This window comes from Pontimicrobium aquaticum (genome assembly GCF_005047595.1).
GTDB lineage: Bacteria > Bacteroidota > Bacteroidia > Flavobacteriales > Flavobacteriaceae > Pontimicrobium > Pontimicrobium aquaticum.
Genome location: NZ_SUPL01000001.1, coordinates 595,734 through 622,682, shown reverse-complemented (window position 1 = coordinate 622,682; position 26,949 = coordinate 595,734). Strand labels below are relative to the sequence as shown.

The 26,949-nt window shown below is 31.8% G+C and carries 24 protein-coding genes and 1 tRNA gene; 10 read left to right on the top strand and 15 right to left on the bottom strand.

Translation table 11 applies throughout. From position 1 onward, the window contains the following. Position 1 precedes the first annotated feature (1 nt). Positions 2-598 (top strand): hypothetical protein, encoded by a 597-nt coding sequence (locus tag E5167_RS02835; RefSeq protein WP_136840822.1) that lies wholly within the window; start codon positions 2-4, stop codon positions 596-598. Then, positions 579-2,579 carry an ATP-binding protein gene (locus tag E5167_RS02830; RefSeq protein ID WP_136840820.1) on the top strand — a complete coding sequence of 667 codons (2,001 nt, stop codon included), beginning with the start codon at positions 579-581 and terminating at the stop codon, positions 2,577-2,579. Before E5167_RS02835 ends, E5167_RS02830 begins: the two co-directional genes overlap by 20 nt. Here E5167_RS02830 and E5167_RS02825 read toward each other — a convergent pair whose 3' ends face one another. Then, positions 2,580-2,810, bottom strand: a complete 231-nt coding sequence (locus E5167_RS02825) for a helix-turn-helix domain-containing protein (protein WP_136840818.1) — start codon at positions 2,808-2,810, stop codon at positions 2,580-2,582. A gap of 109 nt (positions 2,811-2,919) precedes the next feature. Here E5167_RS02825 and E5167_RS02820 point away from each other — a divergent pair, with 109 nt between their 5' ends. Then, positions 2,920-3,552, top strand: coding sequence for a hypothetical protein (locus tag E5167_RS02820; protein ID WP_136840816.1), 633 nt, complete (start codon positions 2,920-2,922; stop codon positions 3,550-3,552). 219 nt (positions 3,553-3,771) lie between these two features. On the opposite strand, the gene E5167_RS02815 is transcribed toward E5167_RS02820, so the two are convergent. The 5 genes from E5167_RS02815 to E5167_RS02795 form a co-directional block, all read right to left on the bottom strand. Next, positions 3,772-4,329, bottom strand: a complete 558-nt coding sequence (locus E5167_RS02815; protein WP_136840814.1) for a terminase small subunit — start codon at positions 4,327-4,329, stop codon at positions 3,772-3,774. A gap of 30 nt (positions 4,330-4,359) precedes the next feature. Beyond that, positions 4,360-4,731: a hypothetical protein gene (locus E5167_RS02810; RefSeq protein WP_136840812.1), complete on the bottom strand. Its 372-nt coding sequence runs from the start codon at positions 4,729-4,731 to the stop codon at positions 4,360-4,362. A gap of 80 nt (positions 4,732-4,811) precedes the next feature. Then, positions 4,812-5,123: a helix-turn-helix transcriptional regulator gene (locus E5167_RS02805; RefSeq protein ID WP_136840810.1), complete on the bottom strand. Its 312-nt coding sequence runs from the start codon at positions 5,121-5,123 to the stop codon at positions 4,812-4,814. A gap of 68 nt (positions 5,124-5,191) precedes the next feature. Then, positions 5,192-5,947, bottom strand: a complete 756-nt coding sequence (locus tag E5167_RS02800; RefSeq protein ID WP_136840808.1) for a hypothetical protein — start codon at positions 5,945-5,947, stop codon at positions 5,192-5,194. A 3-nt stretch (positions 5,948-5,950) separates the two neighbouring features. Continuing rightward, positions 5,951-7,198, bottom strand: coding sequence for a site-specific integrase (locus E5167_RS02795; protein ID WP_169301360.1), 1,248 nt, complete (start codon positions 7,196-7,198; stop codon positions 5,951-5,953). A gap of 113 nt (positions 7,199-7,311) precedes the next feature. Here E5167_RS02795 and E5167_RS15355 point away from each other — a divergent pair. Beyond that, positions 7,312-7,390 (top strand) — tRNA-Ala (locus E5167_RS15355). Positions 7,391-7,393: 3 nt separating this feature from the next. Here the strand turns inward: E5167_RS15355 and E5167_RS02790 are convergent. The 5 genes from E5167_RS02790 to E5167_RS02770 form a co-directional block, all read right to left on the bottom strand. Beyond that, complete coding sequence (locus E5167_RS02790; protein WP_136840804.1) at positions 7,394-8,227, bottom strand: alpha/beta hydrolase family protein; 834 nt, start codon at positions 8,225-8,227, stop codon at positions 7,394-7,396. After that, positions 8,227-10,986, bottom strand: coding sequence for a PD-(D/E)XK nuclease family protein (locus E5167_RS02785; protein WP_136840802.1), 2,760 nt, complete (start codon positions 10,984-10,986; stop codon positions 8,227-8,229). The genes E5167_RS02790 and E5167_RS02785 overlap by 1 nt, the downstream gene beginning before the upstream one ends. A 72-nt stretch (positions 10,987-11,058) precedes the next feature. Further along, complete coding sequence (locus E5167_RS02780; RefSeq protein WP_136840800.1) at positions 11,059-12,426, bottom strand: OmpA family protein; 1,368 nt, start codon at positions 12,424-12,426, stop codon at positions 11,059-11,061. Positions 12,427-12,550: 124 nt separating this feature from the next. Continuing rightward, positions 12,551-13,744: a glycine C-acetyltransferase gene (gene kbl, locus E5167_RS02775; protein ID WP_136840798.1), complete on the bottom strand. Its 1,194-nt coding sequence runs from the start codon at positions 13,742-13,744 to the stop codon at positions 12,551-12,553. Positions 13,745-13,763: 19 nt separating this feature from the next. Beyond that, on the bottom strand, positions 13,764-16,901 hold the full coding sequence (locus E5167_RS02770; protein WP_136840796.1) for a UvrD-helicase domain-containing protein: 3,138 nt from the start codon (positions 16,899-16,901) through the stop codon (positions 13,764-13,766). Between the two features lie 115 nt (positions 16,902-17,016). Between E5167_RS02770 and E5167_RS02765 the strand changes: the two genes are divergently transcribed. After that, entirely contained in the window at positions 17,017-17,625 is a 609-nt protein-coding gene (locus E5167_RS02765; RefSeq protein ID WP_136840794.1) for a superoxide dismutase, read from the top strand. Positions 17,626-18,139: 514 nt separating this feature from the next. On the opposite strand, the gene E5167_RS02760 is transcribed toward E5167_RS02765, so the two are convergent. The 4 genes from E5167_RS02760 to purN all read right to left on the bottom strand — a co-directional run bounded on the left by E5167_RS02760 (position 18,140) and on the right by purN (position 22,404). Continuing rightward, positions 18,140-20,038, bottom strand: a complete 1,899-nt coding sequence (locus E5167_RS02760) for an amidophosphoribosyltransferase (RefSeq protein ID WP_136840793.1) — start codon at positions 20,036-20,038, stop codon at positions 18,140-18,142. 117 nt (positions 20,039-20,155) lie between these two features. After that, entirely contained in the window at positions 20,156-21,082 is a 927-nt protein-coding gene (locus tag E5167_RS02755) for a PfkB family carbohydrate kinase (RefSeq protein WP_136840791.1), read from the bottom strand. Positions 21,083-21,161: 79 nt separating this feature from the next. After that, positions 21,162-21,803: a ribonuclease H1 domain-containing protein gene (locus E5167_RS02750; protein WP_136840789.1), complete on the bottom strand. Its 642-nt coding sequence runs from the start codon at positions 21,801-21,803 to the stop codon at positions 21,162-21,164. A 28-nt stretch (positions 21,804-21,831) separates the two neighbouring features. Continuing rightward, positions 21,832-22,404, bottom strand: coding sequence for a phosphoribosylglycinamide formyltransferase (gene purN, locus E5167_RS02745; RefSeq protein WP_136840787.1), 573 nt, complete (start codon positions 22,402-22,404; stop codon positions 21,832-21,834). Between the two features lie 179 nt (positions 22,405-22,583). Between purN and E5167_RS02740 the strand changes: the two genes are divergently transcribed. The 5 genes from E5167_RS02740 (at position 22,584) to pyk (ending at position 26,874) form a co-directional block, all read left to right on the top strand. Further along, positions 22,584-22,817, top strand: coding sequence for an acyl carrier protein (locus E5167_RS02740; protein WP_136840785.1), 234 nt, complete (start codon positions 22,584-22,586; stop codon positions 22,815-22,817). A gap of 13 nt (positions 22,818-22,830) precedes the next feature. Beyond that, the gene (fabF, locus tag E5167_RS02735) at positions 22,831-24,081 is read left to right on the top strand and encodes a beta-ketoacyl-ACP synthase II (RefSeq protein WP_136840783.1); all 1,251 of its coding nucleotides are present in this window, start codon (positions 22,831-22,833) and stop codon (positions 24,079-24,081) included. A 7-nt stretch (positions 24,082-24,088) separates the two neighbouring features. Beyond that, positions 24,089-24,835, top strand: a complete 747-nt coding sequence (rnc, locus tag E5167_RS02730; protein ID WP_136840780.1) for a ribonuclease III — start codon at positions 24,089-24,091, stop codon at positions 24,833-24,835. A 111-nt stretch (positions 24,836-24,946) separates the two neighbouring features. Beyond that, the gene (locus E5167_RS02725; RefSeq protein ID WP_136840778.1) at positions 24,947-25,429 is read left to right on the top strand and encodes an IPExxxVDY family protein; all 483 of its coding nucleotides are present in this window, start codon (positions 24,947-24,949) and stop codon (positions 25,427-25,429) included. Then, positions 25,429-26,874 (top strand): pyruvate kinase, encoded by a 1,446-nt coding sequence (gene pyk, locus E5167_RS02720; protein WP_136840776.1) that lies wholly within the window; start codon positions 25,429-25,431, stop codon positions 26,872-26,874. The genes E5167_RS02725 and pyk overlap by 1 nt, the downstream gene beginning before the upstream one ends. Positions 26,875-26,949 lie beyond the last annotated feature (75 nt).

Genomic DNA, 26,949 nt, shown 5'->3' with positions numbered 1-26,949 from the left:
TATGAGTACAATAAACACTTTAATTACAGCTTTAGAAAGAAAAAATCTCAAGATAAATGTAAACATGGAAAGACCATATTACATTCAACCTGAAGATAGATTAATGTATAGAGCTCATAGAGTGTTATTGATACTTAAGATGTTAAACACTAAGAGAGGATTATCTAAAGAGGTAATAGCTTGTGTTGATTTCTTACTAAGAAACACAAGCTATCAAAGACAGTTTATATTGCAGTATTTTAAAGACAATAAAAAAATAGCCGAAAAAATAAAAATATATAATCTTTCTTGTAGTTTAGAAATGGATAGTAACATTGTACAATATAAAAGTTTACCATGGGATTTAAGGTTTAATGATATGTTTCTTTTTCTTTTGGTTAGAGAGCTTATTGTTTTTACAAGTAGTGAGAAAAACCCTAGAGCTATTATAAGTGAAAAAGGGATTGATTACTCAAAGAGTTTTGAAGAGATATTCCCTGACGAGATTAACTTTCTTGAAATTTTTGGTAAAACTATTTCGGAGGAAAAAACCATACATATCATAACTAAAGTAATACCTGAATCATACTGGAAAGAGAATGAGAAACTTATTCATTAATCGTCTTAAATATAATATAGGAACAAATGTTGGCTCTAAATTTGGAGCTGATATAGTATTTGATAAAGGACTTAATATTGTTTATGGCCCAAATTCTTTAGGTAAAACGAGTATAATAATTGGAATTCTCTATTCTATGGGTTTAGAAAAGTCCTTTGGGATTTTTAAATCTAGTCAAAATCCATTTAAACCTGAATTTTATGATGTCATAGAGGGAGAAAAGATTTCAACATCATTTGTTCAATTAGAAATATCTAATGGTAAAAAAACAATAACCATAGCAAGAAGCATTATAGGTAAAACCAATGTAGTAGGAATTAAAAACTGTAAAATCAAAGATTTTCACTCAACAAAAAAAATTAACTATTACGTTGCAGTAGGAGATGGAGTTGCTTCAAAAGGAGGGCTACAACACTATCTTTATAAGTTTTTGAACATACCATTCTTAGAAGTGCCAACTTATGACGGGGGAGCATCAAAACTGTATTTTGAGAATTTAACCCCTTTGTTTTTTGTGGAACAGAGAGCAGGGTGGTCACAAATTCAGTCAATGCAAGTAACAAGGTATGGTATTAGGGATGTCAAAAGAGTGGCTTTCGAATACCTAATGGGATTAGATAGGTTTGAGTCACATCTTATTGAAATAAGGAAGAAGGAAATACTGGAGAAAATAAGAAGAAAAAAGGCTGTACTTGGAGATAGAGAGGAAGAGATTATTGTTGGAATAAACGGTGAAAAAGATGGGAGTGTATTGTTAGTAAACAGAAGTGATATTGGTAAAACGAGTGTTCATGATGGGCTAAGTTATTTAGATAAAAAATACAATCGTGAGTTAGAAGTTCTGGAAAACTTAAGTGAGAGTGATTCTGGTTTAAAAGATGAAAATAAGGGTTTGAGAACTAGGCTTAGAAGGTTAGATTACAAATTAAGAAAATCAATTGACAGAGCGAATAAGCTTAATTCAGAAATAAGTGGCTACGTAAATTATATAGAAAGAATACAGATTAACAAAGCCAAAAATAGACAGTTAAAGAAAATTGAAAATCTAGCTTTAACTTTAAACATTAATTCTTGTCCTGTATGTGAGACAGAATTAAATGTTGAGGAAGAAGGAGAATGCAAACTATGTCATTCTAAATTAAAAAGGAAAATATCTTCTCCAGAACAAAATTTGGCTTTTTTAGAAGACGAAGAAAAATCTTTTAAAGAAGTACTACGGTCAAAGAAGCTGGAACTTAGAAAGGTAGGAGTAGCTATCGCAGACCAAAAAGCCAAGCTAAAAGAGCTTGAGGAAACAATTGAGCACAGTATTAACACCTATTCTGATTCTAGTAAATCTAAAATTAAATTAAAGGTTTTAGAGTTAGATGATATTAGGGAAGAAATTAAGAGATATAGATGGGCGTCTAGAAAATGGCAAGAATTGGATTATTTCAGGGAAGAATTGGCGGAGTTAGAGGCTGAAAAAAAGACGATAGATGAAAAGCTAAGGGATTTAAAATACACAAAAGGAGACCTTGAAATTTTAAAGTCTATTGTAGATAATTTTAGAAACAATGTAAGAGAGCTTGAATTGTTCAGAAGTAAAGAGCAATTAATAAATCAAATAAAAATTGATGAAAACGATTATTACACGCCTTATTTAGATTCATATGACATCTATAATATTGTGAGTTCAAGTGATAATGTGCGTATAATTTTAAGTTATTATTTGAGTTTATTACAGACTTCCGTTAAACTTGAAAAAGATAATAACATCAAATTCCCAAACATCTTAATTTTTGATGAACCAAAACAGCAAAATTTGGATAATAAAACACTTAAAAAGTTCATTAGCTTGATTGAGCACATAGAAGAAAATAAGTGTCAAATAATATTAACTACGTACAGCCATGTTGAAAAAGAAAAGAACTTGTTTGAAAAATATATATGTCATGAAATGGTTGATAGTACAGATTACTTGCTGAAAAGAATTAGTTAATTATTTCAAAAACTCGTCAACAGGCGTTTTTAATGCCACAGAAATTTTTTTTAAAGTATAAACACTAGTATTTATTTCACCTCGCTCAATACGACCTATTTGATTTTTAGGAATTTCAGCTTCAATAGCTAATTGGAATTGAGAAAGCCCTTTAGACATTCTAATTTCTTTAAGAGTGTTACCTAGCTTTTTTAAAAACTCTTGTTTTGACGATGAATACTTCTTTGGCATACCGAAATATCAGTACATCAAATAAACTAATCGGACACATGTTTGTGTCCAATATAAAATAATTGCTACTTTTAAAGACAAGAATTTTTAATCAAAGCATGCAAAAACTATGATATTTAACAGATTTATTTTAGCTATTTTAATTATTTTAATCTATAGCTGTGGCGATAATAGAAATAACAATTCATATAAGCAGCAAGGCAAGGAGAAATTTGATAGTGTTCGATTGGCAGCCGAAAACAGCAGAGATAGTATTATAAAAATTGAAGAAAAAATAGCGGTAGGGAATATTAATTTTGGAATTAGTAAAGCTGAATATGTACTGGAGAAAGAGAAGTTTTTAAACTCAACCAATGGTAAGCTGGGAACATTTAAATTTTCTATGAGACCAGATTTTTATGATGAAAATAGAGGGCTTAGGCATTTAAGACTGTATGGGCAGATTAGGAATTATAATTATTTCAAAAATTATATGTTGGATGATTTTTCTTCTTTAAAATCAATATTAATTAAAAAATATGGCATCCCGACAGACACTTTTATATATAATCAATTGCCAAATATAGAATGGAAAATAGGAAATAAAAGTATTCGATTGAATATAGTTGAAGATGATTATAATTTTAAATATAGATTATTGCTCCATTTTAAATATGAAACACAAGATGAAGCCAGAAAATTAGAAAAAAAGGTTATAGAAAAAGAGAAAGCATCTATCGAAAAGGCTATCGAAGATTTATAAGGTTTTTTATATTTCACCACCCACCAAAAATTTCAAATTGTGTTTATGTATATGTGCAATAGCTCGTCTATTAGCCCAATTCTGAATTTTAATTGATAACCAGTGTTTTACATTAATGGGTTTTAATGGGTTTTATTCATAACTTATTTGAAAACTTCCAAAATTGTATGGATACCTTTCAAGAGTGTCCTTTTAACACCTCTTTTGGGGTTTGTGGTGTTACTCTATTGCTTGTAGTAAGGCATTAAGTGTATCAACACTTAGACGTTCTATGTTAATTGGATTGGACTTTTGTTTATTGTCTTCAAGGTAAAACCCAAGATGTTTATTAATCATTTCTAATGCTTTTGATTTATCAACGAGTTTAACTGTCATCACTTCCTCTTCTACCTCTTCACCTTGTCTTGTAACGTATTTCTTTTTTTTATATGTTGCTGATTGAATGCAACGTTTCAGGTCTTCTGGGAGCTGTTTTAATTCTGACGGAGTAAGAAGGATGTAATCAGTTATATCTGAGTAAGCCCAGTTAATCAACTCTTTTAATATGTCTTCATTCTTAATAGAAACGCTACTTCTTAAAGCTTCTCTCTTGGCTTGAATATAAGCTATTGAGTCTGTGTGCTTGATAACTGTGTTGAAAAGGCTAGCAGCACTATTATAATTATACATTGAGCCTTTAACTGTTCTTACAGCTTTAATTCCATTGAAACCATTTAAAAAGTATTGGTCAATGATATTTTTGTATAAATCTTTAAGAGGTTTTTTTTGTTTCTTCATTTCTCAGTTAAGGTTAGGAATATCAATAACTTATTTAAATCTTATATCGTAGAATGAGGTTCTTTTCCAAAAGTCTTTAGTTACATAATGTCCAATTTGGTTGATATCATTAATTCTGTCTAAATAACTGACAGTTTTTTTGTTAACTCCTATTTCTTTTGATAAACGTTCTTTGGAGTAGGACGCGTTAGTGTCAATCAGTAAATGTAGATGGGTCATATTATCATTTCTATCTTCCTCTATACAGCAAAACAGCTTATTTATGCTTTTGTACTTTATCAAATTGTCCATTAGAGGATGTATGTTAAATTCAGTTATTGCAAAATGTCTTCTAAGGGTTGCATTGTAATCCCATTTCATTGATGTTAGCCAATTCCCGTAGGCATTAGTAATTAAACTCATAATTGTTGTTTATTAAACGCAACAAGGTTAATGCAGGTTTCCCCTCCTTATTGTATAATTCAGTATTTAGGATTACTTTCTTACTTTAAGTATTTATTTGCATTAGCTTCAATTTCTTTGAAGGTCTCTTGCTTTTTTGATTTAATCCAAGCCAAGATTTCATTTCTGAAAAATTTTGACCTATTGCCTATTTTATGAAAAGGAATTTCTCTTCTATGGCAATAACCATAAAGAGTTGGAACTGATAATCCTGTCAACTCTGAAACAGCTTTGATATCAATAGGGTTGTCATGTTTATCACCTGACATATTATTAGGGTTTTGTATAATGTCAAGTAATAGTATTTCAATCTTATCTAACCTTGCCTCTATATATTCAAAAGGATTATTCATATTACCTTATTTTAAAATTGATATGGCAATATTATATTTTGTTGGAGTATGTAACTAGTTATTTTTAGTTACAACTTATCATTATATAGATTAATGAATTTTTCTTTTAAGCAATCAAGGTCAGCTTTAGCTATATCTCTCTTGTTAAGTGGCAGCTTTTCAAAAACAGACTCGAATAATTCTATTTTGTTTCTAAATTTAATGAAGGAGATTGGGTCAGGAGGGACAATACGATTGTTTTTATTTAAAAAATAGATGTAACGCTGGTAAAGCTTTTCACCTGATTTATGATTGTTGTCATTGGCGTGAATATTACAATTTGACCTATTAATATCAATACCCAAGTAAACATATTTCAAAGCAGTTTCATCTATAGTGGACTTATTGATTTTGACTCCTAATAGTTTATTTCTAAGTGCAGTATAGATATTAATTATTTCTTGTTGTCTTTTGTTTGCTTCTGGAATGGCTTTTTCATTTTTACATTTGTTTTTCCAGTCAAAAGAAACAAAAGATTTTGGAGTCTTTTTTTTAAATCGTTCAAGAGACATGTCTAAACCTTTAAAAATACTCTCTATTTGTGTTTGGGTAAAATTGGATGTATTGAAATAATGTTTTGCTTTATATAGGATGTCTTCAGGTGTGATATCAACCAGTTCGTTTTGGGCATAATCCCAATCATCAGGGGATTTATCTTTATTAGTTCTTTCTTGAAAGCCATTTTCATCTACAACGTATTGAATTAACTCGCCAATCAGTATTTCGGGGAAGAAGACCTCATTTAAATAGGGTAATACCGTTTTATTAATGTATTTGGTATCCATAGTTTAAAAATCCATTAATTGTTTTGCTAATTCTTTTTTTGTTTCATCTTCAAATCCATTAAAGTAAGACTGAGTTGTTTTAATATTCTTATGCCCTAAACTTTCCTGTATGAGTTCCATGGTAGCTCCTTTGCGGATTGATGTTGTGGCAAAACTGTGTCTTGCCCAATAGGTAGATATTTCATTAGGAAGTCCAATAGATTTACACAGTTTCTTTAAATGTTGATTGATAAATCTTGTGAAGCCCTTTATTTTTAATCGCTGTTCTTCTGCATTCATTGTTTCTGATATGATATCAAACACATAATTTTCAGGATGTGTATTCTTGTTACTATATTTTTCAATAAATGATTTAGCATAATCGTTAAGATAAATAGTGATTGGTTTTAAGTCAGATTTTGAAGTAAAAAGAGTTTTAGCTCTATAGAATTTAATGGTTTCGCCATCAATGTTCTTAAACTTAAGTAATGCAATATCTTTAATGTTTATTCCATTAGAGTTGAATGAAAAGAACCAAAAAGCTTTGGCTTTTTCTTGCTCTGGAGTACTTGGAGTAGAGTTAAATAGAATTTTAAGTTGCTCCCTTGTCAATGCCTTTTTTGAAGCTCTAGAAGAAGGAATTTGATATTTTCTTTTACCGAATGGATATATTTCTTGCTCTATTTCATTTTCAGCTATAGCCTTATTGAAAATTGCTCTTAGCGGTCTTAAGAATATCCCTACTGTAGTTATGCTACGACCAGTTATTTTTAAATAGTTTTCAAATTCATTTAGCCAGTTTTTATCAATATCGAAAAAGCTTAATTTGTTATACTTCTTATTTTTGTTTTCTACAAATTCGCTTATAGCTTTTTCACTGTATTTATAGGAGTCGGCAGTCCCTAAGCGATTGTTTTTGCGATAGTGTTCTATTAGCTGATGATAGTGATAGCTTATCTTTGTTCCCTCTCCTTTTTCTCTAAACATTTTTCTTTCGAATTGTTCAAATGAAAAGATGTTAAGCTTATCTGCTATTTCATTAGCCTTAGTTTCTATTGCTTGAATTTGCATTCGAATTTTCTTGTTTTTGTTTCGCGGCTTTGTTGATAGCCAAATACTATCAAATTCTTTTTTTGTTAGGTCAAACACGGTGGGGAATAATTTTTGCTTTCTAGGGTTTGAGCTAAAAACTCTTAATTTAACGGGATACTTGCCATTAGATTTAGGTCTTCTTGTGTCTAGATAGATTGATATGGAATATTCTCTTTTCACAATTAAATAATTATTGCATATTATTTGCATACAAAAATACATAATTTGCATACAATATAACAAAATAGAACAAAACCTTTTCTCTATTTTTGTTATATATACAAAAGAAAATAGAAATGATGATAAACTAAAATATAATTAAAATTTTGACTGGCAGTCAAGAGGTCGTGGGTTCGAATCCCATCTTCTCCACTATTAAAAATTTGTAATTGATTTTACAACCACCTCCAGTTCTGGGGAAAGCTCATTAGATTCCCAAGGATGCTTGGTATTAAATACATGATCTGCATCTTTAATAATTTGTAATTTACTATTTGGATTCCACTTATGTAATTCGTTAGCTTCTTTAATGTTTATAGAAGTATCGTTATCACCATGAATAATTAGTTGCGGAATGGTTAATGTTTTGGTTGCAGATTTTATGTTTAATAGTTTTTTATTAGCAATAAAATTTTCATAAAATTGATAGTAGTGTGGCATTTGCTGCTTAGTACGACCATTTAAAACATATTTTACGCCTTTTTCTTTCCATTCTTTTAGATTTCCTATAGTTGCTGTACGTTTTTCAAAGTCACAAACACTCGCTAAAGTTATAAGCTTTGTAATGCGTTTGTCTTCAGAGGCCTTTAATATGCATATACCACCACCACGACTGTGACCAATAAGACATATGCTCTTGGTATTAACAAAAGGTTCGTCCTTAAAGTGGTGTTGTGACCAACTAATAACATCGTTTAAATCGTTTAACTCTTTGGTGTAATTGTTTTGTCCAAAGGCTTCCAAATCTGGAAAATCAATAGGATTTTCCATTGTGCTTCCATTATGCGAGAAATTAAATTTTATAAAACAAAAACCAGATTCAGAAATTTTTTTAGCCATAACGTTCCAAGCACCCCAATCTTTAAATCCTTTATAACCATGACAAAAAATAATTATTGGCTGATTAGATTTACTTTTAGAATAAAAAGCATCAATAAGTATTGGTTTCTTTTTTTGCCGCTCAAAAATGTAATTTTTTAAAACTTGCATTACTCTATTTCTTTTTCAATAAAATCAATATTAGGGTTATAAATTTCTAGAATAAGTTTTTTTAGCTCATTTTCAAAATTATTAAGTACTTCAACATCTATATTAGTGTTTTTGTTTCTACTACCAGGTTTTTCTTTTTTACCAAATTTCAAAAACCCTGAGCTTAAGTTTTTAAACGATATTATTCCTGCTTCAACATTTTGTTTAAAAGGGGTTTGTAAGTGCAACATGTAAGCATACATTAATACTTGAAAGCTTTTGCTGTACTTTTTGTAATCGGTACATATAATGTCCCAATCCACTACTTCAACTTGGCTTTGTTCTACTTTTCCAGTTTTATAGTCTATAATTCGTAAGGTGCCATTGTACTCGTCGATACGATCTACTTTACCTTTTAGCGTTACAGGGAAATCTAAAGTGTCAATATTGAGGTTTACAGATAAATCTGCTTCTACTTCAATGATTTTTATACGGTTTCCTTGTTCTAAATCTTTTAGCTCCTCGTTTAAAAAATTAGTTACATAGCGTTTTGCGATTTCGTAAATAATAAGGTTTTTACCTTTAGTTATATCGCCATCTTTGTATATGTTTTTAAAGTGATGTTGTACTGTGTTTTCAACCTTCTGTGTCATGTTTTTAATCAAATCAACGTTTAGTATAGCATTTTCAAAAGGTTTATAAAGGTCTTCAAGAGTATTGTGTACAACAGTTCCAAGAGTATTAGCTGCTACGGTTTCTTCAACATCGTCAACTTCTTTAATGCCGAGAATTTTTTGATAGTAAAAATCTAACGGATTTCTAATATAGTTGGTTAAAGATGAAGGAGACAATCCCTTTTTGGACAATGATTTTAAGGTTGAAATAACATCATCTGTTTTAGAAATTGACATCAATTCTTGAAAAATTTTGGGCGTTATAGGAGTAATTATTTTATGCTGTATGTTGTGAATTCCTTCTACTTCTAGTTGTGTGATAAATCTGCTTTTTTCACCTCCATTAATAACATCAGGCTCAGTATTGTATAAAATAAACACATTTTTTGAACGTTGTATTAATCGGTAAAAATGATATGTGTAAACAGCGTCTTTTTCCTTATATGTTGGTAGCTTGTTTTCTAGTTTTACATCATAAGGAATAAATGAGTTGTTACTTTTTCCCGAAGGTAAAATGCCTTCGTTGACTGAGGTGATAATTACTGTTTCGAAGTCTAAAACCCTTGACTCTAACATTCCCATTATTTGTAATCCTTTTAAGGGTTCGCCTTTAAAATCAAGTGTTTCAAAGCTAAGAAGTTCATTATATACACTATACAAAGCACTTATTGAAATAATGTGCTTGTATTTAGAGTTTAGAGTGGTTAAAGTGTTAAAAACTTCATTAAACCTATAAAGATACTCTAGAGCTAGTAAGTTTTCCTTTTTATTTTTTACTAAAAAGGCTTTAATTTCAAGAATAACTCTTAAGCAGTTATGTAGTGCTTCGCTTGGGTTGTTTGACCAAGGTTTAAATAATAAAGTTAAAATCGTTTCTAATTGAGGCGCTAGCTTAAGAAGTTTTTTATAATCAATATTTACTAAGTTGTTTTCATTAATGAAATCAATAATAATTTGACCAAAATCTTTATGATTGTCTATAAATAATGACCTTATAAAAGAATGAGATAGTATTGCAATTACATCTTTATAGTAAAAGGATGATTTACCATCTTTATGAAGCAAGAATAATTGATCGAATAAAGACGCTAAAGGGATAGATTTAAGCGGAAATCCCATGGTAATGTTAAGTGCCTCTACAGTATCTGGCAACGAATTTAACACTGGTAATAACAGGGTTTCATCTCCTAAAACAACAGCAGTATTATTAAGATGACCTTTTTGTGATTTTAATGTTGAAAGTATTTCTCCAACATATTTAGCTTGCCCAACATTTTTCGGGATGCCTATAACCGACATGTTTTTTTGTTCTGAATAATGTTTGTGAGACCATTGAAAAGGTTTACTTTTTAAGTATGTCCACATGTTTTTATGCTGGCGAATAAAGTAACCTGCATCATGTTTAGTATTATTTAAAAACAATTCGTCAATATCCCAATACACACTTGCTAAACCAGATTGGAGTAACTCCTGTATAATAAGGCTTTCAGAATTATTTAATGCATTAAACCCTAAAAAAACGTGATGGTCATTTTCGTTAAGTTGAATATAGCTTTCTAAACTCTCTACGGCTTCTCTATAAATTAACCCTTGATATGCCTTCCCTTTTTTTATAAGCACATCAACAAGACTAGAATAGTAAGTAAACAGTCGTTTCCAAAACGCTAAATAATTCGTAATTAAAGGAGTTTGATTTTTTTCTAACGCCCAATGGTTAATATCTTTAATGTCACTTAAATATTTAAAAATAGATTTAGGTTCAATAAGATATCTATCTACTTCATTAAAATCTTGTAGTAACATTCGAGCCCATTTTGAAAAAGTTTCAAATGATTCAATCTGCTCAATAGGAGTTTGAGATTTGTAAACACTATAGAATTCAAAAAGAAGTTCTGTGTTGCTTATTTTTTTTAACTGTGAAAGTTCTTCAACAAATTCTTCAATGCTTATTATTGATGGTGCGAAAATAGTTTTAGAAGCATTCGTGGCTATTTCATTTCGCAGGAATACACCAGCACGTTTACTTGGAAGTATAAACGTTAGGTTAGATAAATTAACCTCTTTTATTTCAAGGTCTTTTAAAACATCACTAATAAAGTTTGGCATAGTATAAAAATAAAAAACGCTTCGAAATTTCGAAGCGTTTTTTGTTATATAATTTGAATTATATTTTATCTCTTACATGTTTGCAAGTTTTACTTCAACACGTCTGTTTGCAGCTCTACCAGCTCTAGTTCTGTTAGAATCTATTGGCATAGTTTCACCATAACCTTTTGCAGATAATCTAGCGGCAGAAATACCATTGTTTACTAAGTAATCCATAACTGCATTTGCTCTAGCTTCTGATAATCTTTGGTTTAAAGCATCTCCACCTGTACTGTCTGTATGACCTTCAATAGTGAAGTTAGCTTTAGGATATTCTTTTAAGATAGCAGCAATTGCTTGTAATGTTGGCTCAGTACCACTTTTGAAAGAAGATTTACCTGTATTAAAGTTAATAGTTCTTGCGTATTCAGTTAATTGGTTTTGAACCTCAACCGTAGGAACAACTATTTCTGGGCATCCATTGTTAGCAACAGTACCAGCTTCGTTAGGGCATTGATCGTCTTTGTCTAATACACCATCACCATCAGAATCTGGCCAAGGGCATCCGTTGTTTGCAGAAGGACCTGCTTCGTTAGGACATCTATCGTCTTTATCTGTTACACCATCACCATCAGCATCTGGACAACCAGCTAATGATTTTAAACCAGCAACATTAGGACAGTTATCATTATTATCTGATACACCATCACCATCAGAATCTGGACAACCATTAAACTCAGCTAAACCAGCTTCGTTAGGGCAAGTGTCTTTAGAATCTTCAATACCGTCACCATCAGTATCAGGGCAACCGTTGAAAGCTTCTAGACCAGGAACTTCAGGACATGCATCGTATTTGTCATATATCCCATCACCATCAGTATCTTTACCTCCAAACTTAACAGAAACTCCAAAAGTATGTTGAAAATGCTTAGCTAAATAATCTTCAAAAGAATGCTTATAGCTAGATTGAGCTGTTAAGCCTATATTATCGTTAAACCAATAATTAATTCCAAATGTTCCATTAGCAGTCCCTGCTCCAATTTTATCTACCCAAGTATAACCACCTCCCACAGCAAGGAAAGGGTCAAATTTACCTGTATTTAAAGCATCAGCAAGGCTATACTTAATGATACCGTCTAAACCATAATAGCTTAAGCTATTAATGTTAGCATCACCAAATTTTTTAATTCGGTTAAAAGACAAAACTGCTCCTAAAGAGAAATTATCTCCTAAATAATTAGAAACTGAAAAGGAATTAATTGTAGGGCTTATATTCCAATGATCTGTATCAAAGAATTTTTCAAAAGTCCCACCAAGCGGAGAGCCATCTCCAACTGGATAAAAATCAACGGCGTTAGTCCCTATGCTTAATTGCCAAGGATTATTCTCGTCTTGTGCGTTAACGTTGCTAAAACCAATTACTAGCAACAAAGCGAACATTAATCTGCTAAGATTTTTCATATTCTATAATTTTAATTTTAAGTGTTAATTGTAAGCAAAAGTAAGTTGTTAAAATTTATTAACAAAGACAAATATAGGAAATTATTGACTTTTTTGTATTAAAACACTAGTATTTATAAAGGTTTTAAACAATTTCAAGGGCTTTTCCTACTTTAATAAATGCGGCAATAGCTTTGTCTAAATGCTCTTTTTCATGAGCTGCCGATAATTGCACTCTAATTCTTGCTTTTTCCCTTGGTACTACTGGAAAAAAGAACCCAATAACATAAATACCTTCTTCTAATAGTTTGTTTGCCATTATTTGAGATAGTTTTGCATCATAAAGCATTACTGGAACAATAGCTGAGTCACCATCAACTATATCAAAACCAGCATTTTTAATACCTTTTTTAAAGTAGTTTGTGTTCCATTCTAGTTTATCTCTTAGTGATGTGTCGTTTGAAAGTAAGTCAAACACTTTTATAGATGCTCCAACAATTGCAGGTGCTAAAGAGTTTGAAAATAAATATGGTCTAGAGCGTTGACGCAACATATCAATAATCTCTTTTTTTCCTGTAGTGTAACCACCCATAGCACCACCTAAGGCTTTGCCAAGAGTTCCTGTTATAATATCAATACGATTCATAACATCTTTTTCTTCAAGTGTTCCTCTTCCTGTTTTACCTATAAATCCAGCAGCGTGGCACTCGTCAATCATGACTAACGCATCGTATTTATCAGCTAAATCACAAATTTCATCTAAAGGAGCTACTAAACCATCCATTGAGAAGACACCATCCGTAACAATTATTTTAAAGCGAGCACTATTTGCATTTGCGTCTTTTAATTGTTTTTCAAGGTCTTCCATATCATTATTTTTATAACGATATCTTGCCGCTTTACATAAGCGCACTCCATCAATAATTGATGCATGGTTTAGAGAGTCTGAAATTATAGCATCTTCAGCAGTTAAAAGTGGCTCAAAAACACCTCCATTAGCATCAAAAGCAGCAGCATAAAGAATAGTATCTTCGGTTTCATAAAAATCAGCAATTTTTTGCTCTAATTCTTTATGTATGTCTTGGGTTCCGCAGATAAAACGTACTGACGACATTCCAAAACCGTGTGTATCCATCGTGTCTTTTGCTGCTTGAATGACTTCAGGATGTGCAGATAGTCCTAAATAATTATTGGCACAAAAGTTTAATACAGTTTCACCTGTGTTTAAGGTTATTTTGGCTCCCTGAGCTGAGGTTATTATGCGTTCTTCCTTATAAAGACCATTGTCTTTAATATCTTGAATTTCTTTTTCTAAATGTTCTTTAATGTTTCCGTACATGATGTATTTTTTTGCAAAGTTAAACTTCTTTTATTTCTATCGTGTCATTCGTATAAATTAGTACACCTTTATTTACTTCAAATCCCATATCCTTTAAAGCATATTTATAGTCTTCAATTTGCGCTAGATGATTACTGTCTTGTGCGCCAGTTTTGTAATCGACAATCGTTGCCTCATTATTTTTATTAATGACAACTCTATCAGGACGCCATATTTTGCCTTGTTTAGTTATAATATCTTTTTCATTATAAACTGTGACATCTGGACTAAACAAGTGTGCTATTAGATTGTGATTTACAATATTTTCAACAATCGTTTTTAATTCTACAGCTTGATTTTCATTGATGACACCAGATGTAATAAAGTTTTCTGTAGTAATTTCTATGTCGTTTTTGGTTTTTATTTGAGACATCATATCATGAATTAAGTTTCCGCGTTCAATAGCTTCTTTTTGAGAAGTGTCCCAGAGGTTTCCAGAGGTTGTAACTATGTTTATTCCATGTTTTTTTTTAGGAATAGAGATAAACATTTTTTGTTTTTCAGTAATAACTAGGTTTTTATGTTTGGAAACGACTCTTTTTTGGTCTCCAAAACTATAATTCAACTTGCTTTCTTCCCATTTACCTATATGCTTTAAATAATGAATTAATAAATCATTATAAGAATTTAAAGTTTCATTTTTCCTATTGGACTGAGTTTTATTGCTAATAATATACAGTTGCTCAACAGGTCTTGTTAGAGCTACGTATAGGAGATTGATATTATCTAACTCTAACTCTGATTGATGTTGCGTATAGAGCGCTTCTCCAACCTCATTTATAGCATCAATATTTTTATTATAATTTATGTATGCTATTGGAAATCCTTGAAAGCTTTCAGGATCTAAAGGAAACCATATTTTGGGACTATTTTCTTTGTAAATGTTTAAGTCGGCATAAGGAAAAATAACAACAGGAAACTCTAAGCCTTTAGACTTATGTATGGTCATTATTTTAACTGCATTTTGACCCTCAGGAGACACTATTGTTAAGGATTCTTTTTTGGTTTCAAAATGTGCTATAAAGTCGGTTAAATTAGAGTTCTTTTTATTTTCATAATCTAAAGTAAAATCTAGAAAAAACTGTAAATATGCATTGGAGGTTTTGTTAAGGTTAAAACCATAAATTATAGCCTCTATAACCTCATAAACTGCAGTTTGTAATGCTTCGGAATAATTAAAATTAAACCCTAAATGGCTACATTCTACAAAAAAAGCACCAACATCTAGATTTATAAGTTTTTTGTAAAAAGCATGAATATCATCAACTTGAAGTTTTTTATTTCCAAGATAGCTAATAACTTCAATCTTAACTTCTAAATTTTGTGGTTCAAGAATATATTTTAAAAGATTAATTATAAACTTAACCTCTGGAGCATTCCCAATAAGTAAAGTTTCTGAAGAGATAATGTCTATACCGTTTTCTGAAAGGTATTTTGCTACAGCAACACCTTCTTTTTTCTTTCTGACAAGTACACAAATATCGTTTAATTTAAAACCGTTTTCAATACAGTTTGTAATTGTTTTTAAGACCTGAATTGGATATTCAATGTCTTTGTCATCATCTTTATCGATTTCTAATAATGTAATATCCACAAAACCTTGATGGTTTTTATAGCAGTCTTGATGACTGTTTTGATATAATTTAGAATATTCCTCATTACTAAAAACAAAAGATGAAATATGTTTAAAAAAGGCATTGTTAAATTTAACAATCTCTTTGTAACTTCTGTAGTTTACAGGAAGATGTTCTTTATTAACTTTTACATGAAAAGGATTGTTATTGCCATTATATAAATCTATAAACTGTTCAGCTTTTCCACCTCGCCAGCGGTAAATGGCTTGTTTAGCATCTCCAACCAGCATAACGCTTCCGTTTTCACTAGAAAGAGAATTTTCAAGAAGAGGTACTAAATTTTCCCACTGCATTTTTGAGGTGTCTTGAAACTCATCAATAAAATAATGCTTAAACTTTTCGCCAATACGCTCATAAATAAAAGGAGCTGGTTGCTTTTTAATGTGATTACCAATAATTGAGTTAAACTCTGAAATTAGCAGTAAGTTTTGTTCTTCTTTAATTTTACGAACTTCTTTATTTATTTCATTAAGTACCGAAAGCGGTGTTACATTTTTATAAATATTTTTCAGGAAGTTATAATTAATAATTAACTGCTTAGTTTTACTAAATACCTTACTAAGGTTTGTTTGTAAACCATCAATTAGTGTAGCAATATCTTGCGAAACGCGACCTGGGTATAGAGAGTTACCCTCAACTAAATCGCTTTGCCAATTAGAAGTAAAAGCAACGCTAAAATCTTCATTAGAAAGTTTTTTAAAATGATTTGGAAGTGAGCTTCTACTAAAATCATAATATTTTACCCCAGATAAATGTATCATTTCTAAAGTACTTTGTGCTTCCTGCGTAATCTCAACTTTAATATTTTCAATTTCTCTACGTAAATACTTTTTAAGTTTCTTAAAATCATCTAAGGTTTTATTTTTTAACAACTCGACATAAGGCACATGATTTTCGTTAACCAATAATTTTGCAACCGGATTAAAGTCATAGGCAATATCCCAGCTTTTATCATCATCAGCCTTTTCAATAGCAAAGTCAATTAAAGTTTTGGTTAGCTCTTTTTCGGTTCCAGCGCTAGCAATTAAATTATCAATAGCTTTGGCCAAAAGCGTGTCGGTGTCTAACTCAACCTCAAAATTTAAAGGTAAATGCAAGTCGTAGGCAAAAGTCCTAATAACTTTTTGAGTGAACTTGTCTATCGTTGAAATATCAAAAGCAGCATAATTATGAATAATACTTTCTAAAATGTTCTTAGATTTTTTTGACAGCTTTTCAGGCGCAACATTAAGCTCTTTACAAAGATCTTTAAACATACTGTTAGGCTCGGTTAAAATAGTGTCTTCAGAAAACTGTTTAAGCGTTTCAATTATTCGCTCTTTCATTTCACCAACAGCTTTATTGGTAAATGTTATCGCAAGGATGTTTTTATAAACATCTTTGTAAGCCGATTTAAAAAGTATTTTTAAATACTCCTTAACTAAAGTGTAGGTTTTTCCACTTCCAGCAGATGCATCGTAAATATTAAAAGAGGTCGAGCTCAAGAAAAGAAAATTTTTATACCAAAATAAGGAAACTTAATAACTTAATTATACAAAACTTAATGCATTATTGTAAATTTGATAGGAAAATAAATATTAATATAAAAACTTTAAAATTATGGCTTTCGAATTACTGAAATTAAAATATGCATATGATGCTTTAGAGCCCCATATTGATGCACGCACGATGGAAATACATCATTCAAAACACCACAATGGTTATACGACAAAATTAAACGCAGCCATAGCTGGTACTGATTTAGAAGGGAAATCTATTGAAGATATTCTAACAAATTTAGACATGAGTAATAGTGCTGTTAGAAATAATGGAGGAGGATTTTATAACCACTCATTATTTTGGGAGGTAATGAACCCAGAAGGCAAAGGTTATTTATCTGGAGAACTTAAAGATGCAATTGAAGCAGAGTTTGGTTCAAAAGATGCTTTTGTTGAGGCTTTTAGTAAAGCAGCAGCAACTCAGTTTGGATCTGGTTGGGCTTGGTTGTGTGTTCATAAAGGAGGCAAGGTTGAGGTTTGCTCTACACCTAATCAAGATAACCCATTAATGCCTGGAGTAACATGTCAAGGAACACCAATTTTAGGTCTAGATGTTTGGGAGCATGCCTATTACTTAAATTATCAAAACCGAAGACCAGATTATATTGAAGCATTTTTTAATGTGATTAACTGGAATGAAGTTGAAAGACGTTATGCAGAAGCTAAATAAGAACTGGCTTATAAATATTCAAAAAAGGCAACCTGATAAGGTTGTCTTTTTTTGTAGAACAATATTTTAATAAAAATAAAAAAGGTGAACGAAGTGTCCACCTTTTTTGCCCCAAATCTACCATAAACTTAACCTACTTATGTTATGGTGATGTAAATATAAGGGTGATTATTTCTAATAATTAAATTTATTAGATAAAATACTTATAAATTAGTCTAACAGTGATTTGCGGAAAACAGCGTATATCAAGCGATAGGAGAAAAATAGCAAAAAAAATCAGAGATAAAATTTTTATTTTCAGGAAGTTAGGATAGTAAGAAATATGCATAAAAAAAGGTGAACGAGAGTTCACCTTTTTTTGCCCCAAATCTACCATGAACTTAACCTACTTATGTTATGGTGATACTAAAGTATATGTAATTTGGTGAAAGCCTATAAATATTAGACGAACTGCATTTTTTTTAGTTTAAAGACCTATTTTTATAGATTAAAAGACGAAAAACACATTTTTTCGCTAATATGCACGCTCTTTATTTCCTTCATAAAAATTAATAAATGCTCTGTTAACCACTCGATTACCGCCAACGGTTGGGTAATTACCAGTAAAGTACCAATCTCCTAGATTTTTTGGACAAGCCTTATGTAAGTTTTCAACCGATTGAAAGATTATTTTAACTTCAGCATTTAAAGACTCATCACTTAAAAGTTCAGATATTTTATCTGAAAGTTGTTCATCGGTAAAAGGTGCATATATTTCTTTTACAAAGTTTTCTACATCTTTATCATCTAAGTTTACTTGAGCTTTACATTTTTTATAAACGTCTTCAACGATACTATAGCTATTAGCATCTTTTAAAAGTGCTAAAGCTGCTCTAAAAGCCACAAGACTTTCTAGATTTGCCATATCAATACCATAGCAATCTGGATAACGAATTTGAGGAGCCGACGAAACCACTACTATTTTTTTAGGGCGTAATCGATCCATCATTTTTAAAATACTTTTCTTTAAAGTAGTTCCTCTTACAATACTATCGTCAATAATAACTAGGTTGTCTTCTGGTTTAATAACACCATAGGTAATATCGTAAACGTGTGCTACAAGGTCGTCCCTACTACTGTCCTCGGTAATAAAAGTTCTTAATTTCACATCCTTAATGGCTATTTTTTCTATTCTTGGATGTTCAGAAAGTATTTCAGTAACTTTTTTTGCCGACATTTTTCCACCACCATTTAAAATAGCTTTGGTTTTTTCTTTATTTAAAAATTCTTCAACCGTTTCAATCATTCCGAAAAAAGATGTTTCAGCAGTATTTGGAATATATGAAAACACAGAGTTTTTTATATCATTATCAATAGACTTCAATACCTTTGGCATAATGAGTTTGCCTAGTAGTTTTCGCTCTTGGTAGATTTCAGAATCACTTCCTCTAGAAAAATAAATACGTTCAAATGAACACGCTTTTCTTTCTAAAGGTTCTAAAATTTGTTTGATTGATACTTCTCCAGATTTTTTAGTAATAATGGCATGCCCTGGATTTAATTCCTTAACATCATCAAAATCTACGTTAAACACGGTTTGAATTACCGGACGCTCTGAAGCTACCACAACCACTTCATCGTCCTTATAATAGTAAGCAGGACGAATACCTGCAGGATCACGTAATACAAATGAATCGCCATGACCAATTAAACCTGCCATGGCGTAACCACCATCCCAGTTTTTTGCGGCTCTTCTTAAGATTTTAGCAATGTTTAATCGTTCAGCAATTAATGGCGAACATTCACTTTTACTATAGCCTTCTTTTTTTAATTTCTTATATATTTTGCTAACAGCATCATCTAAAAAGTGACCTACTTTTTCCATGATGGTAATGGTGTCTGTGTATTCTTTTGGGTGTTGCCCTAAATCTACAAGGTTTCCAAAAAGTTCTTTAACATTGGTCATGTTAAAGTTACCTGCCATAATTAAATTTCTGTGCATCCAATTGTTTTGCCTTAAAAAAGGATGTACACTTTCTACGCTATTCTTACCAAAAGTTCCGTACCTAACATGCCCTAATAGTACCTCTCCAATGTATGGAATATGACGTTTTTGTAAAGCAACATCGTTAGCATATTCCGGGTTTTCTTTAAACTCTTTATTAATGCGCTCGTTTATTTGTGCAAAAATATCTTGAATAGGTTGTTGTTGTATTGAGCGAACTCTGCTAATATACCTTTCTCCAGGTTTTGTATCTAATTTTATGCTTGCAAAACCAGCACCATCTTGACCACGATTGTGTTGCTTTTCCATTAACAGATACATTTTGTTTACACCATAAAAGGCGCTACCATATTTTTCTTTGTAATACTCTAATGGTTTTAAAAGTCTAATATGGGCAATCCCACATTCGTGTTTTAAAGCGTCACTCATTGTATATTTTGTTTAGATTCCTGTCTTCACAGGAATGACAATTTTATGTTTTCAATATGCCAGCATATTGAAGTGCTATTTTAAATAAAAACGCGCTCAAAAATTGAGCGCGTTGGTTTATGTTAATTCTATTTCAAATTGTGTTAAGGCTTTAAATTGCTGAAGTCGTTTTAAAACTTCGTCGCTTTTTAAACTTACCATGCGTTCTGTACCAAATTTTTCCACACAAAAAGAGGCTAATGTCGAACCATATATAACTGCCTTTTTCATGTTTTCGAAAGACAGATCGTCACTTTTAGCTAAATAACCTGCAAATCCTCCAGCAAAAGTATCTCCAGCGCCTGTTGGGTCAAATACTTCTTCTAACGGAAGTGCCGGTGCGTAAAACACGTTGTCGTCATGAAACAATAAAGCACCGTGTTCTCCTTTTTTAATAACCACATATTGTGGTCCCATGTCATGTATTTTTCTAGCGGCTACTACTAATGAGTATTCCCCTGTAAGTTGTCTTGCTTCTTCGTCATTAATAGTAATAACGTCAATTTTTTTCATCACTTTATGTAAGTCATCAAGAGCATTGTCCATCCAAAAATTCATAGTATCTAATACAACTAATTCAGGCTTTTTATGCATTTGTTCTAAAACGCTTAACTGAGTTAATGGATGAAGATTTCCTAACATAACTACTTTAGCATCTTTATAATTTTCAGGAACTACAGGTTGAAAATCGGCCAAAACATTTAACTCTGTAGCAAGTGTGTCACGAGAGTTCATATCGTTATGATATAAACCACTCCAGAAGAAAGTTTTACCGTCTTTAACGATTTCTATTCCTGAAATATCAATGTTTTTATCTTCAAGAAGATCTAAATATTTTTTCGGAAAATCACCTCCAACAACAGACACAGCAGCAGAATCTACATGAAATTGAGATGCTGCCAATCCTATAAAAGTAGCGGCGCCACCAAGTATTTTATCAGTTTTTCCAAAGGGGGTTTCAATAGCATCAAAAGCTACAGTTCCAACAATCACTAATTTGCTCATAAAGTGGTTTAAAAATCCAGTGCAAACTTACGTAAAATTTATTCTGAAAAAAAGTAAAGAAAGCGGTTGTTTAAAGCAGTTATTTTCTTCCAAAATCGGCAGGAATTTCTCCCCAAGCTTTGGTTTCCCATTTCACAATGGTGGTTGTATAAGTGTTGGTTTTTAACCAAGTAATGGCGCGATCCACTAACTGAAAAAGCGCCTCGTTTTTATCATTACGCTCTAATTTTGTATTACAGTTTTTTTTTCTAACCCAACTCATGGCAGTTTTTGAGTCTGTGTAAATAATTCGATTACTATTTTTTTGTTTTAAAAAGGCTAAACCATGTACAATGGCTAAAAACTCACCAATATTATTTGTGCCTTCTTCAAAAGGCCCTTGAATAAACAATTGCTTTTTAGTTTTGGTATCGACACCTCTATATTCCATTTTACCTGGATTTCCACTTGAAGCAGCATCTACTGAAATTGAATTATAATTAGGTTGACCAATTTTTTTAAGCTGTTCCTCGCTAAGTTCACTTTTAAACTTTTTGGTTTTACCAATATAGTCCTTGTAGTTGCCTTTTAAAGCTTTTTTTGCTGTATCAAAAGTTTCAAACGATTTATATTGAGCACCTTGAAAATCTTTGATTTGCGCTTTACAGTCATCCCAAGACTCAAAAACCCCTGTGTGATGTCCTTTCCAGACTGTGTAATATTTTTTCTTTTTTTTACTCATTTTTAGTTTCCGTGAAAACGTAAATCTTTTAGTTTGTATTCAATAAGATCTTTTCCACAACTTTAGGAAAATGCTCCATCTCCAATTCATGAATTTTTGCAGCTACATCTTCGGCTGAATCTGAAGTTAAAATGTCAAATTTTGCCTGAAAAATGATAGCGCCTTCATCATAATTTTCATTTACATAATGTATTGTAATACCACTTTCTTTTTCTTTATTAACAACAACGGCTTTATGAACATGCATACCATACATACCTTTTCCACCATATTTTGGTAATAAAGCTGGATGGATATTTATTATTTCATTAGGGAATTCGGCAATAATATTTTCAGGGAACTTCCATAAAAAGCCAGCCAGCACTATTAAATCTGGTTTAACCGATTTTAAAAGATTTAACACATGATTTGTATCATAGAAAGCGATTTTGTTAAATGATAAAGCACTTACATTCATTTTTTTGCATCGATCTAAAACTTTGGCATGAGGATTGTTAGTTAATACTTGAATAACAGAAACATCATCTCTGTTGTGAAAAAACTTAATTAAATTTTCAGCATTAGATCCACTTCCGGAGGCAAAGATTACAATACGTTTCATTTACAGACAACCTTTTTATTATTCGGACAAAAAAAAGAATAATTATTAACAATTAGAAGCAAAATAAAACTCTTAGAGTTAAAATCCTTAAATTACAATCACATTTTTGTACTAAAGGTGCGTTTTAAAATAAAGTTTTTTATTTTTGCGTCCTAATTAAAACTTAAAATTTAAAGATTATGTCAGACATTGCATCAAGAGTAAAAGCGATTATCGTAGACAAATTAGGTGTTGATGAAAACGAAGTTGTAACAGAAGCTAGCTTCACTAACGACTTAGGAGCAGATTCATTAGACACTGTAGAATTAATTATGGAGTTCGAAAAAGAATTCGATATTCAAATTCCAGATGATCAAGCTGAGAACATTGCAACAGTAGGTCAAGCAGTATCATATATTGAAGACGCAAAATAATTAATAGTTATTTATGGAATTAAAGCGAGTTGTTGTTACAGGTTTAGGAGCACTTACACCTATAGGAAATACCAAAGAGGAATATTGGGATGGTCTTATTAATGGTAAAAGCGGTGCTGCACCTATAACTTATTTTGATACTGAAAAGTTCAAAACTAAGTTCGCTTGTGAATTAAAAAACTTTAACGCTACCGATTTTCTTGATAGAAAAGAAGCTCGTAAAATGGATAGGTTTGCACAGTATGCCATGGTCGCTTCAGATGAAGCCATTACCGATGCTAAGCTAAACCTAGATGAAGTAAATAAATTACGAGTAGGTGTTATTTGGGGTGCAGGAATTGGAGGCTTGGAAACATTCCAGAACGAAGTATTAAACTTCGCACAAGGCGATGGTACACCAAGATTTAATCCATTTTTTATCCCAAAAATGATTGCAGATATTGCACCAGGAAACATATCTATTAAGCATGGATTTATGGGGCCTAATTATACAACTGTATCTGCATGTGCTTCTTCGGCAAACTCAATGATTGATGCGCTTAATTATATTAGGTTAGGGCATTGTGATGTTGTAGTTACTGGAGGTAGTGAAGCCGCAGTTACCATTGCTGGAATGGGTGGTTTTAATGCAATGCATGCATTGTCAACAAGAAATGAAAGTCCTGAAACAGCTTCTAGACCATTTGATGCAACCCGAGATGGGTTTGTATTAGGCGAAGGAGCAGGAGCTATTATTTTAGAAGATTATGAGCATGCAAAAGCTAGAGGTGCTAAAATTTATGCAGAAGTTATTGGAGGAGGTTTATCTTCTGACGCGTATCATATGACAGCACCACATCCTGAAGGAATTGGCGTAATGGCTGTAATGAGAAATTGTTTAGAGAATGCAGGTATTTCTCCTTCTGATGTCGATCATATTAACACTCATGGCACATCAACACCTTTAGGTGATGTAGCAGAGTTAAAAGCGATAAAAGAAGTATTTGGAGATCATGCTAAAAATATTAGTATCAATTCTACCAAGTCTATGACTGGTCATTTATTAGGTGCCGCAGGTGCTATTGAGTCTATTGCATCAATTCTTGCAATAGAACATGGTATTATACCACCAACAATAAATCATTCAGTAGTAGATGAGAATATTGATCCTGATTTAAATTTAATTCTAAACAAAGCACAAAAACAAGACGTTAAAGTAGCAATGAGTAATACCTTTGGATTTGGCGGACACAACGCCTGTGTATTATTCAAGAAATTAGATTAAATCCCGAATGAATTTCATTCGTAACATATTGAAAAGAAATTCCCGTTCTGATGAAGGCGGGAATTTTTTTGTTCAATTGCAAAAAATATTGGGCTTCCAAACTAAGAACCACAGTTTCTACAAAAAAGCATTTACCCATCGTTCCATGAATATTCGTGATGATGATGGGAACCCAATAAACTACGAACGGTTAGAATTTGTTGGAGATGCCATGCTTAGTGCAGTAATTGCGTCGCATTTATTTAGCGAAGTACCACAAGGAGACGAAGGCTATTTAACCAAAATGCGCTCTAAAATTGTAAGCAGGGAGCATCTAAATGAACTTGGAAGAGAATTAAATCTTATTGAGTTAGTTAAAAGTAGAATTTCAACCGATAATTTTGGGAATAATATTCATGGTAATTTATTTGAGGCTTTAGTAGGTGCTATTTTTTTGGATAAAGGTTACTCTATGTGCGAAAAGTTTATTTATGAGCGAGTAATTATTCCGCATGTAGATATAGAAAAGCTAGAAGGAAAAGTAATTAGTTACAAAAGCTTATTAATTGAGTGGTGCCAAAAAGAAAAGAAAAATTTTAATTACAACGTTTACGAAGATACAGGAAACGACCAGTTAAAACACTTCTCAGTAAAATTATCTATAAATAACAAAGTAATCGCTAAAGCAAGAGCAACTTCTAAAAAGAAAGCCGAGGAAAAAGCGTCCAAGCGCGCATTTTTTGCTTTACAAGAAAAAATATCTAGAGCTATCTAACTTAGTACCAAGACTACCGTGTTTTTCATACTATTTTATTGTTAAGTTATAATAAACAGTAAACAATTATAGTGTTAAAATGCTATATTTACATTTCATAATTTAAGCATTATGGCATTACACAAGTTACTTGTTGATGATTTTGATATTGAAACGTATTCTCTGTTAGCAATTCATTGTACCCTTGAGGATTATCGTATTGCCTATCTTTTAAACAAACAGCTTCAAATAAGTTTACAAAGAAAACAGCAAGATATAGATGTTCAATACACAGCATCATCCTTTCCAATTTATGAATGGAAAGATAAAAACCAGCAAACCATTTGGAATCTAGTTTCTAATGTTTGTAAAAAGGAAGAAGATAGTATGGCTAGTTCTGGATCATTATTTGAAACACAAAACAAAATATTAAGAACCCATAATTTAATTCCAGAATATAAAAAGGTGAATTATTTGCTAAAGATTAACAATGATGGAAATTTTATAAACGAAAGAGCAATTATTCACAAAATTCAAGAAATGCCTCAGGTGGCAGCTGTGTTTAGTATTAATGTTTCTCAACTAAAATCTAAGGACAATTTAATTTTTAATTAATGGCCAATAAAAGAAAAAAAACCAAAATAGTTGCAACCTTAGGTCCTGCAACAAACAAAAAAGAAACACTAAAAGCAATGCTCGATGAAGGTGTAAATGTGTTTCGCATAAATTTCTCGCATGCCAATTACGAAGATGTAAAGAGACGAATTAAACTTATTAGAGAATTGAATGATGAGTTTGGTTATAATGCAGCTATTTTAGGAGATTTACAAGGTCCTAAGTTACGTGTTGGTAAAATGCAATCAGATGTAATTGTCAATGAAGGAGACCAAATAATTTTTGCCACTGGGAAAAGATTTGAAGGCACCAAAGACCGTGTGTATATGACGTACGACAAATTTCCTCAAGATGCCAAACCAGGAGAACACATATTACTAGATGATGGCAAATTAATATTCGAAGTCGTTTCAACAAATAAAAAAAACGAGGTTACAGCTAAAGTCATTCAAGGAGGTCCATTAAAATCGAAAAAGGGAGTCAACCTTCCAAATACCAACATTTCACAACCAGCTTTAACCGAAAAGGATATTAAAGATGCCATTTTTGCTATTGAGCAACGTGTAGATTGGATGGCCTTATCATTTGTACGTCATGCCGAAGATTTAATGCAACTGGAAGAATTGATTAAAGAACATAGCGACCATAAAATTCCAATCATTGCTAAAATAGAAAAGCCTGAAGCTGTTGAGAATATAGATAAGATTGTAGCATATTGCGATGGTTTAATGGTGGCACGTGGTGATTTAGGTGTAGAAATTCCAGCTGAAGAAGTTCCACTGATTCAAAAACAGTTGGTATTACGAGCAAAAAAAGCAAGAATCCCTGTTATTATTGCTACACAAATGATGGAAACTATGATTAACAGTTTAACGCCTACAAGAGCTGAAGTAAACGATGTAGCCAATTCGGTTATGGATGGCGCCGATGCTGTGATGTTATCTGGCGAAACCTCAGTTGGTAGTTATCCAGTACAAGTTATTAGGCAAATGTCTAACATTATTAAAAGCGTAGAAGATTCACATTTAATTACAGTACCTCAAGAGCCACCACATATTCGCACCAACAGATATATAACAAAGTCTATTTGTTATCACGCGGCCAATATGGCTAACGAGATAAATGCCAAAGCCATTTCTACATTAACCAATAGTGGTTATACGGCGTTTCAAATTTCGGCATGGCGACCAGACGCACACATTTTAGTATTTACTTCTAATAAAAGCATCTTAACACAACTTAGTTTGCTTTGGGGAGTTAAGGCATTTTATTATGATAAGTTTGTAAGTACCGATGAAACTATTGAAGATGTAAATGCCATTGCTTGCAAAAAAGGGTATTTAGAAGAAGGCGATATGCTTATTAGTTTAGCGGCAATGCCAATACAAGACAAAGGCATGGTAAACACTTTACGTGTTACTGAAATTACAAGTTGTAGTTTTTAGATGTTCGTTTAACGGTCTCGGCTATGATTTCGTTGTGGAATCATCCGCAGGATTATTCCGCTGAGAAATCAGCCG

Coding starts and splice junctions, on each gene's coding strand:
- E5167_RS02835 (WP_136840822.1), top strand. CDS start 2: ATGAGTACAATAAACACTTTAATTACAGCTTTAGAAAGAAAAAATCTC.
- E5167_RS02830 (WP_136840820.1), top strand. CDS start 579: ATGAGAAACTTATTCATTAATCGTCTTAAATATAATATAGGAACAAAT.
- E5167_RS02825 (WP_136840818.1), bottom strand. CDS start 2,810: ATGCCAAAGAAGTATTCATCGTCAAAACAAGAGTTTTTAAAAAAGCTA.
- E5167_RS02820 (WP_136840816.1), top strand. CDS start 2,920: ATGATATTTAACAGATTTATTTTAGCTATTTTAATTATTTTAATCTAT.
- E5167_RS02815 (WP_136840814.1), bottom strand. CDS start 4,329: ATGAAGAAACAAAAAAAACCTCTTAAAGATTTATACAAAAATATCATT.
- E5167_RS02810 (WP_136840812.1), bottom strand. CDS start 4,731: ATGAGTTTAATTACTAATGCCTACGGGAATTGGCTAACATCAATGAAA.
- E5167_RS02805 (WP_136840810.1), bottom strand. CDS start 5,123: ATGAATAATCCTTTTGAATATATAGAGGCAAGGTTAGATAAGATTGAA.
- E5167_RS02800 (WP_136840808.1), bottom strand. CDS start 5,947: ATGGATACCAAATACATTAATAAAACGGTATTACCCTATTTAAATGAG.
- E5167_RS02790 (WP_136840804.1), bottom strand. CDS start 8,227: ATGCAAGTTTTAAAAAATTACATTTTTGAGCGGCAAAAAAAGAAACCA.
- E5167_RS02785 (WP_136840802.1), bottom strand. CDS start 10,986: ATGCCAAACTTTATTAGTGATGTTTTAAAAGACCTTGAAATAAAAGAG.
- E5167_RS02780 (WP_136840800.1), bottom strand. CDS start 12,426: ATGAAAAATCTTAGCAGATTAATGTTCGCTTTGTTGCTAGTAATTGGT.
- kbl (WP_136840798.1), bottom strand. CDS start 13,744: ATGTACGGAAACATTAAAGAACATTTAGAAAAAGAAATTCAAGATATT.
- E5167_RS02765 (WP_136840794.1), top strand. CDS start 17,017: ATGGCTTTCGAATTACTGAAATTAAAATATGCATATGATGCTTTAGAG.
- E5167_RS02760 (WP_136840793.1), bottom strand. CDS start 20,038: ATGAGTGACGCTTTAAAACACGAATGTGGGATTGCCCATATTAGACTT.
- E5167_RS02755 (WP_136840791.1), bottom strand. CDS start 21,082: ATGAGCAAATTAGTGATTGTTGGAACTGTAGCTTTTGATGCTATTGAA.
- E5167_RS02750 (WP_136840789.1), bottom strand. CDS start 21,803: ATGAGTAAAAAAAAGAAAAAATATTACACAGTCTGGAAAGGACATCAC.
- purN (WP_136840787.1), bottom strand. CDS start 22,404: ATGAAACGTATTGTAATCTTTGCCTCCGGAAGTGGATCTAATGCTGAA.
- E5167_RS02740 (WP_136840785.1), top strand. CDS start 22,584: ATGTCAGACATTGCATCAAGAGTAAAAGCGATTATCGTAGACAAATTA.
- fabF (WP_136840783.1), top strand. CDS start 22,831: ATGGAATTAAAGCGAGTTGTTGTTACAGGTTTAGGAGCACTTACACCT.
- rnc (WP_136840780.1), top strand. CDS start 24,089: ATGAATTTCATTCGTAACATATTGAAAAGAAATTCCCGTTCTGATGAA.
- E5167_RS02725 (WP_136840778.1), top strand. CDS start 24,947: ATGGCATTACACAAGTTACTTGTTGATGATTTTGATATTGAAACGTAT.
- pyk (WP_136840776.1), top strand. CDS start 25,429: ATGGCCAATAAAAGAAAAAAAACCAAAATAGTTGCAACCTTAGGTCCT.